Source organism: Arcobacter sp. (assembly GCF_050300555.1).
In the GTDB taxonomy this organism is placed as follows: domain Bacteria; phylum Campylobacterota; class Campylobacteria; order Campylobacterales; family Arcobacteraceae; genus Arcobacter.
This window is the reverse complement of record NZ_JBNKXY010000032.1, coordinates 1-2,274: the sequence shown is the minus strand read 5'-3', so window position 1 is coordinate 2,274 and position 2,274 is coordinate 1. Positions and strand designations below refer to the sequence as shown.

At 26.1% G+C, this 2,274-nt stretch carries 3 protein-coding genes; all 3 read left to right on the top strand.

Translation table 11 applies throughout. The features are described 5' to 3' along the window. Positions 1-1,017: hypothetical protein (locus tag ACQY5W_RS12975; protein ID WP_428025394.1), on the top strand; the 1,017-nt coding region annotated here is incomplete at its 5' end. Next, positions 1,014-1,442 carry a hypothetical protein gene (locus ACQY5W_RS12970; RefSeq protein WP_428025393.1) on the top strand — a complete coding sequence of 143 codons (429 nt, stop codon included), beginning with the start codon at positions 1,014-1,016 and terminating at the stop codon, positions 1,440-1,442. The genes ACQY5W_RS12975 and ACQY5W_RS12970, both read left to right, overlap by 4 nt. Positions 1,443-1,658: 216 nt before the next feature. Continuing rightward, on the top strand, positions 1,659-2,274 hold a 616-nt coding region (locus ACQY5W_RS12965; protein WP_428025392.1), incomplete at its 3' end, for a hypothetical protein.

Below are 2,274 nucleotides of genomic sequence, written 5' to 3'. Positions count from 1 at the left end.
GCACAAGATACAGTAGGAGATATATCTTTTATCTTAGAAAATAATGGTTATAATGCAATGGCAGATACAAATAACCATGTAGGAAGTGTAAATCAAGTAACATCAACTCCATCTGTGTTTAATAGCCAAACAGCTAACAATAATATTGAGTTTACCTCTTTGAATAAAGAACAGGGGGATAACTCTATTTACCTATATGGAGGTAAAGTCGTAGCAACAGATGGGATAAATGATAATAAAGTTATTGATTTGACTACATGGGAAGCAATTACAAATGGTTTTATGGATAATTATTTGATAAGTAGCCGTTATTTAGTCAGTGATGTTGAAAAAATAAATCCAGAAGATACTTCAAGATATGATAATGTTTATGATTTAACTAATAAAAAAGATTTTGAAGCTTTAAGAAAAGATACTGATATGAATTATGATAATATAGATAAAAATACAAAAATAGTATTTGAAAATGGTATGATGAATGATTATGCTGATGCAACAAAACTTCAACAAATGATTCAAAAAGATTTTCCAAATTCAAGTATTGGATTAATCAATAATGAAACAGGTAAAATAACAGGAGTATTAAATGATGCAGTAGAATGGTTACCAAATTATTATACAACAAAAGATGTACTTAATGCTTATCAATTACAACAATTATCACCAAATGCAATTATTATAACCCATAGTGCAGGAAATGAAGATATATATAAAGCAAATAATGTAAATTCTTTAGTAAATGCACAAACACCATATTATCTTATTTCAGCTGGAAGTCCTAAATCAAAGTCTGAACTTGAAAAATCAGCTTCCAAAGTAGGAGCAGTGGTAATAACACAAATTAATCATTCAAATGACCCTGTTGCCAATGGTTGGCTAAATGGTGATGCAAATTATAATATTGATTTTAGTCAAAAAATACCAATTTGGGATGACTTAAAAAATAATCACCCATTTACAAATTATTATTATAATGAAGGAGTAAAAGAAGAAATACAAAAGGCTATTAATAAATGAGTAATAGATTAAAAAAGAATATAATTTTTATGTATTTTATTTCTTTATATATTTATGTTTTAGCTGGATATATTTATTTTGTAATCTTTTTAATGTTATTTAATGTATATCATTTGTATTATTTTTATAAAAATAATAAATTAAGCTTTATTATTATTTTAAAAAGCATTTTTTTTGGATTGTTTCTTTTTTATTTTATTATTTTTGATAAATTAATTACAGGTATTCTTTTATGTGGAATGGATGGAGTTGGCTACTTACAAAGAAGTGGTATAGTAGATTATAATTATCCATGCTTTAAGTTTACATTTTATGAAGAAGTATTATTAAATTTTGCTTCATCTATATATTATCCAATATATATATTTATTTTTATAAAACCATTTGTAAATCATCTTGATAAATCAATAAAAAAAATAAAGTAAAAGAAGTTGAAAAAAAATAATATATTTTTGGGTTGAATCTCAAATAATACAAAAACAAAAATAAATTCAACAAACTTAGCTTTCTCAAATTCACTAGGATACCAAAGAGCAAAAACTTTAGCAACCTTAGGAAATGGAAATGTAACTATACAAGATAAAGAGAACTCAGATGATACCACAGCTTTAAATAGAGATACACAAAATATCTCTAAGACTATGGTAAATACAAGTTATGGGGTTAAGGTTGATGCTACACTTGACCATAGACTTTTAACTGAAGATGGTAGAAAACAAATAGCTGAAGATGTTAAAGTAGCATCAAAAATAACAGATACAATTGAAAAAATAGCAACATTAGATGATGTAGGATTAAAAGACTTCTTTTCTCAAACAGACCAAAGTGTAAAACAATATCAAGCATATAAAGAAGTATTAGCTTCTAATCCAGAATTGGCACAAAAATTAGCAGATGAAAATCTACCATTAGAAGAGAAACAAGCCTATGCAAATCAATTTAAAATAGCATTAGAACAAAAGTTAGGTTACTCTTTAGCTAATGAAGTTAAAACAATATCAACAGATGTAAAAGGACAAGAGGGAAAAGATATATCAGGATTTATATCAACTGAAAATGGAAATATCTATTTAAATGATAAAAATCAAAACTCAACAAAAGATACAATCTATGCCTATGGGCAAGAAATAGGTGGAGCAATACAAGAAGCAAATGGAATAGATATAACACAAAATAGAGACCAACATAATGCTTATCAAAATTCAATAGCACAAGATACAGTAGGAGATATATCTTTTATCTTAGAAAATAATGGTT